Source organism: Arthrobacter sp. 01N442 (genome assembly GCF_056399345.1).
Window position 1 is genome coordinate 1 of record NZ_JBFTRD010000023.1, and the last position, 360, is coordinate 360.

General features: G+C 72.2%; 1 protein-coding gene. It reads right to left on the bottom strand.

What is annotated here, in order from left to right; all coding sequences use genetic code 11:
• On the bottom strand, positions 1 to 360 hold a 360-nt coding region (locus AC1DNC_RS16795), incomplete at both ends, for a pyruvate kinase alpha/beta domain-containing protein (protein ID WP_476863659.1).

Genomic DNA, 360 nt, shown 5'->3' on the forward strand with positions numbered 1-360 from the left:
CATCGTGCACGTCCTCGACGAGCACCGCATGCACGCCCCAGACCATCGCCATGCGGCGTGCTGCGGCGGTGTCGGGCGTGAGGCTCAGGATGGGCACCGCCGGACGCTCGCGCGCAGCGCGCAGGCTTGTGAAGCCCGAGGAGGTATACGTCACGGTGGCGGCCGGCGCGAGCAGCGCGGCCACCTGGCGCAGCGAGGCGCAGACCGCGTCGGCCGTGGTCGACAGCGCCGCGTCATGCGTGGCGTCGATGCCCGCACGGTACGAGGGATCGGCCTCGACGCGCGCGATGATGCGGTCCATCATCGCGACCGCTTCGAGCGGGTACCTGCCCGAGGCCGATTCGGCCGAGAGCATCACCG